The organism is Protofrankia sp. CiT1, from assembly GCF_917627335.1.
Taxonomy (GTDB): Bacteria; Actinomycetota; Actinomycetes; order Frankiales; family Frankiaceae; genus Protofrankia.
This window is the reverse complement of the sequence record NZ_CAKJTP010000016.1, coordinates 39694-44520: the sequence shown is the minus strand read 5'-3', so window position 1 is coordinate 44520 and position 4827 is coordinate 39694. Positions and strand designations below refer to the sequence as shown.

5 protein-coding genes are annotated in these 4827 nt (G+C 67.4%); all 5 read right to left on the bottom strand.

Annotated features, from left to right (window positions below; genetic code table 11):
• On the bottom strand, positions 1 to 365 hold a 365-nt coding region (locus MJ785_RS04955; protein ID WP_239380106.1), incomplete at its 3' end, for an O-acetyl-ADP-ribose deacetylase.
• Positions 366 to 455: 90 nt separating this feature from the next.
• Positions 456 to 1409, bottom strand: a complete 954-nt coding sequence (locus MJ785_RS04950) for an aldo/keto reductase (protein ID WP_239380105.1) — start codon at positions 1407 to 1409, stop codon at positions 456 to 458.
• Between the two features lie 179 nt (positions 1410 to 1588).
• Positions 1589 to 2080, bottom strand: a complete 492-nt coding sequence (locus MJ785_RS04945) for a hypothetical protein (protein ID WP_239308238.1) — start codon at positions 2078 to 2080, stop codon at positions 1589 to 1591.
• Positions 2081 to 2312: 232 nt separating this feature from the next.
• Positions 2313 to 3047 carry a helix-turn-helix domain-containing protein gene (locus MJ785_RS22015; protein WP_305039472.1) on the bottom strand — a complete coding sequence of 245 codons (735 nt, stop codon included), beginning with the start codon at positions 3045 to 3047 and terminating at the stop codon, positions 2313 to 2315.
• 266 nt (positions 3048 to 3313) lie between these two features.
• Positions 3314 to 4516 carry a DUF349 domain-containing protein gene (locus MJ785_RS04935; RefSeq protein WP_239348060.1) on the bottom strand — a complete coding sequence of 401 codons (1203 nt, stop codon included), beginning with the start codon at positions 4514 to 4516 and terminating at the stop codon, positions 3314 to 3316.
• Between the last annotated feature and the right edge of the window lie 311 nt (positions 4517 to 4827).

Genomic DNA, 4827 nt, shown 5'->3' with positions numbered 1-4827 from the left:
CTGACCGCGGGGAAGGCCACCGACGCCACGCCCAGCTCGTCCGCGACCCGTAGAGCCTGCTCGTAGCAGGATCGCAACAGGTGCGAACGGTCCTGGACGTCGGACCAGACGGGGCCGACGACGTGGATGACATACCGGGCGGGCAGCCGGCCCGCTGTTGTGGCGACCGCCCGGCCGGTCGGCAGACCGCCGCCCAGCGTGCCTGCCCGCAGCGCACGGCATGCGGCGAGGATGTCAGGTCCACCGCGGCGGTGGATCGCGCCGTCCACCCCGCCGCCACCGAGCAGTGACGAGTTCGCCGCGTTGACAACAGCGTCGACGTCCTGCTCGGTGATGTCTCCCCGTACCAGCGTCACTTCGACCATGAGCACCATTTTCGACGACCCGGCACCCGGTTGCGCCTCCCGTGGGCAGCGGCGGCGGAGCGGCTGTCCGCTGCCCACGCCTGGGAGGTGTCAGGAACCCGGGCGTTGGGTTGGGGCGATCTTGTCAAGGACGGCCAGGTCGTCGGCTCGCGGCTGCCACTCACCGGCCACGACGTTTGCTCGGACCTGTTCCGCCGTGGTGGCACCGGCGATCACTGACGCTACCGCCGGCTGCGCGGCCAGCGCGCCGATGGCCACGTCCAGCAGGGACCGGCCGCGTTCGCGGGCGAAGGTCTCCAGCGTCTCGAGTCGATCGAAGACCTCGTCGGTCAGCTCGTCCTGGCGCCCCACGAGGCGGGTGCCAGGCGGCGGCTGGGAGTCCCGGGTGTACTTGCCGGTAAGAATGCCGTTCGCCAGCGGGAAGTACGGCAGCACACCGATGCCGTACTTCTGCGCGGCCGGGACGAGCTCTGCCTCGACGCGGCGTTCCAGGAGGTTGTAATGGTTTTGTGCGGAAATGAAACGAGTGGTACCGGACGCGCGTGCGGTCCACTCGGCGTCCGCGATCTGCCAGGCCGTGAGGTTCGACGACCCCACGTAGCGGACCTTGCCTTCGCGGACGACCTCGTCAAGCGCGGTCAGCGTCTCCTCGATCGGGGTGAACGCGTCGGGCGCGTGGAGCTGGAAAAGATCGATGTAGTCGGTCTGAAGCCGGCGGAGCGAACCTTCCACAGCCTTGCGGATGTATCGGCGGGAAGCGCGCGCGTTGAAGTCGGGCCCGTATGCGCCGCCCATGTCGTTGCCGAATTTAGTGGCGAGGACCACGTCGTCGCGCCGGGTCCGCAGGATATGGCCGAGCAGTGTTTCGGAGCCGCCCTTGTTGCCATAGGTGTCGGCTGTGTCGAAGAGCGTGACGCCGTTGTCGAGCGCCGCGGTGACAACAGCCCGGGTACCCTCGATGTCGACTCTCGACCCGAAGTTGTTGCAGCCGAGACCGACGACGGAAACCAGCAGACCGGAAGATCCCAGTGGGCGATATCTCATATCTCAGTACAGCACGACACGCCACGGGTCCCGAACGTTAGGGTCCGGGGCCCGTGGTTGCCGAAGCGGAACCATGAGATGGGGTTGTGTTTCCCGAGTGGTGGCGGAGTCTGTTTTGCCGGGGCGTCGGTCGCGCGAAAAGAACCACGATCGCGCGGCCTTTGGCCAGCAGCTGGCCGTTAGTCGGACGCGGCGGCGTCGCCGACGGCCTTGCTGACGGCTTCGGCCGCCCTGCGGGTTGAGTCGCGGGCGACCTTGGTCTGACTGACCGCGGTCCTGGTGCGGGAAACAGCCTCCTCGGTGACCGGGCTCCGGCGAATGCTGGAGACCCGCCTCTCGCCCCGATCGGCAAAACTGTTGTAGAGCGAGCTTGCGCGTCCCTGTAGGTCGGAAAGCTGCGAACCCACTGTGGCAGGCAGTGACCGGACCGCGGTCTGGACGTTGGTCGGCAGTTTCTGCGCCTGGGTGGAGATACCGTTGACCCGATCGGAAAACTTCTTGACCTCATCCACGTAGGTGGTGGGGAGGGTGAGGATCTTCTTGACGGCGGCGTCGGCGGCACCCACGGAGGCGTACAGGGGCTTGCGGACCTCGGACAGCGGGATTTTGACGTCTACCTCGGCCTCAGCGGTGTCCTCCGACGTTTGGGCGGTGGTTCGGATGGTGGCCATCGCTACCTCCTGGTTTGCGGTCATGACATGGCCGTGGGTTGTCGGCGTATTGCCGATTTAGAGCGCCCGAGGATAGGACTGTCCGGCTCGCGGCTCCCCGCGTCCCGCCCGGCCGCGTTGTCGTCAGTCGGCGCCCAGCACCAGGGCGCCTTCCTCCTCCGCCTTGCCAGATCAGGCGCGGCTGAGCCGCTCACTGATCGAACGCCCTATCCTCGGGCGCTCTTGTTGATCTTTATGCGTCCTCTGCCGGGTCATGGGTGGTTGGTTCATCGGCCGCCACCGTGGTGAGCGGGACATCCTCGGACGCGGTCACGCCGGTCTTCGCGGGGGCTCTGCCGCCGGCATTCCCACCAGTTTCTCCACCGGTTTCCGCGGAGCGTGGCCGCCGGGCCACCGGTGTCCGCGGCTCGGGATCACCAGCCGCCCGGCTGCTGGCCGTCTTCCGCCTGGTTGTGGTTCTCTTTGCCTGGCCGCCAGCGGTGGAGCTGGTCGTTACCGCCGTGTCGCCCGGTTGGGCGGCACCGTTCGGGGAAGATTCCACCCGGTCGAATCCGACGACCGGCTCCGGAGCATTCTGCCCGGTGCTCAGGTCGTCAGGCGACGATGGCTCGGGCACCAGGCCGCAGGTCGAGTTTTCCTTGCGGAACGCGTCATAAATCTCGATAATGACCTGTTTCTGCCGCTCGGTGAGACCCGTGTCCGCGAGAATCGAGACGACGACATCATTGTCGGACGACCGTTCGTCGAGAATGCCGGCCTGCACGTAAAGCACTTCCGCGGAGATTCGAAGTGCCTTGGCGATCTGTTGCAGAATCTCCGCGGACGGCTTTCGCAGACCACGTTCGATCTGGCTCAGATAAGGATTACTGACCCCGGCCTGCCGGGCGAGCTGGCGAAGGGAGATCTGCGCGATTTTGCGCTGGTCCCTGATGAAGTCTCCGAGATCGCGCACATTCAGGGGCGGCACGTTGGACGGCAGCCTCCTCTCGGCTAGATTTCCTGGGGCCACCGGGCAGGCGAAAAATGATCGCATACCCTTTGGCCGCTGGATCGTATTGGCTGTCGACGGCGCGAAAAATCTGTGCTCACGCCGCCGTCGGTTGAGCGGGCCCCCGAATGAATTCTGGCTGGGATAGTAGGAGCTACGGCACCGGGTGACCAACACTGAGCAGCGTACGTCCGACTGCTAGCTATGGCAAGCGCTCAGCTGGCCAGGCGTCGCGCGGATGAGGATCAACGAGTCGCGTGCGAGAGCCATTCGCGCTGTGTCGCCAGCGCCGACTCGGCTTTCGCTACCTCGTCCGCGCGCCCGCACGCCCGAGCTCGTTCCAGTTTTGCCTCCAACTTGGCGACGGACTCCCGCAATGTCGTCACAAACGCAGACTCCGCCGTCTGCGGCCGGCGCCACCGGGCGTCCGCCGCGTGACGGATACGGTCACCGGCAGCCGACAGCCGACGCTCAAGGTCGGCACTGGCCTCGCGAGGCACCTTCCCGATCGTGTCCCAGCGTTGTTCGATCTCCCGTAGCCTGCGCAGTGACCGCTCGGGCTGGCTGGGGTCGAGCGCGGCCGCTTCGGCGAGCAGCTGTTCCTTGCTGGCCTGGTTTGTGCGCAGGGCGGCGTCGCGTTCGGCGTTGGCCGCGTTGCGGCGGGCGAAGAAGGCATCCTGCGCGGAGCGGAAGCGCAGCCACAGGGCGTCCTCGACGTCTTTGGGCGCGCGTCCGGCCGACTTCCACTCATCCAGCAGCGCCCGGTACCGAGCACTGCTGGATGACCACTCGGTGGAGTCGGCCAGCGCGTCGGCTTCGGCGACGATCGCCTCCTTGCGCTCCCTGGCCTGCGCGCGCTGCTGGTCGAGCGCGGCGAAATGAGCGGTCCGGCGCCGGTTGAACTCCTCGCGGGCAACGGTCACCTTTTTCCACAGCTCGGTGTCCGTACGGCGATCCACGCCGGTGATCGCCCGGAACTCGGTGGCGATGGCGCGGAACCGCTCGCCCGAGGCCTTCCAGTCGGAACCACTGGCGAGGCGTTGACTTTCCGCGACGAGTGCTTCCTTCGCCTCGATCGCCGCGGCGGTCCGTCGGGCCCGCTCGGCAGCCCGCTCGGCCTTTCGCGCATCGACCGCGGTGAGCACCGCCTCGAGCCGGCGGGCCAAGGTCTCCAGATCGCCGACGACCGCGGCGGTGTCGAGGGACGCCAGCAGCCGGCGCGCGCTCGACGCGAGGTCCGCCGGCTCGGCGCTGGGGACGGTGAGCCGCCGCTCGAGCAGCACGACCTCGGCCGCCAGGTCGTCATAGCGCCGCCCGAAGTGCGCGAGGCCCTCCGCCGGGCTGCCAGCCCGCCAGGAACCGACAGGGCGTTCACCCGAGGGTGTCCGCAGGTACACGGTGCCGTCGTCGCCGACGCGCCCCCAGCCGGAACTGCTGCGCTCACTCATTGTGGCCCCGGAGATCGACATCAGGTCAATTGACATTCTTACAGGGATCGCGCTGAGGAGGCACACCCGATTGCCGGAGCGGAAGCCGAAGGGCCGGCATCGGACTCCAAGCGTTCGGCGTGTGACTTTCGGTGCGCGTCGTTCTGCGCCCGCCGGCTGTTGCTCGCGGCCGTGAACGGTGATCGGAGACTGTCTTTCACGCGGTCGCCGTGTCGACACGGCCAGGTCGTGTACAAATGCCCTGTCACCGGCCAAGATTCCGAACCGTGTACCGAACAGCTCCGTCCTGTCCGGCCGGGCGCGGCCGGCGG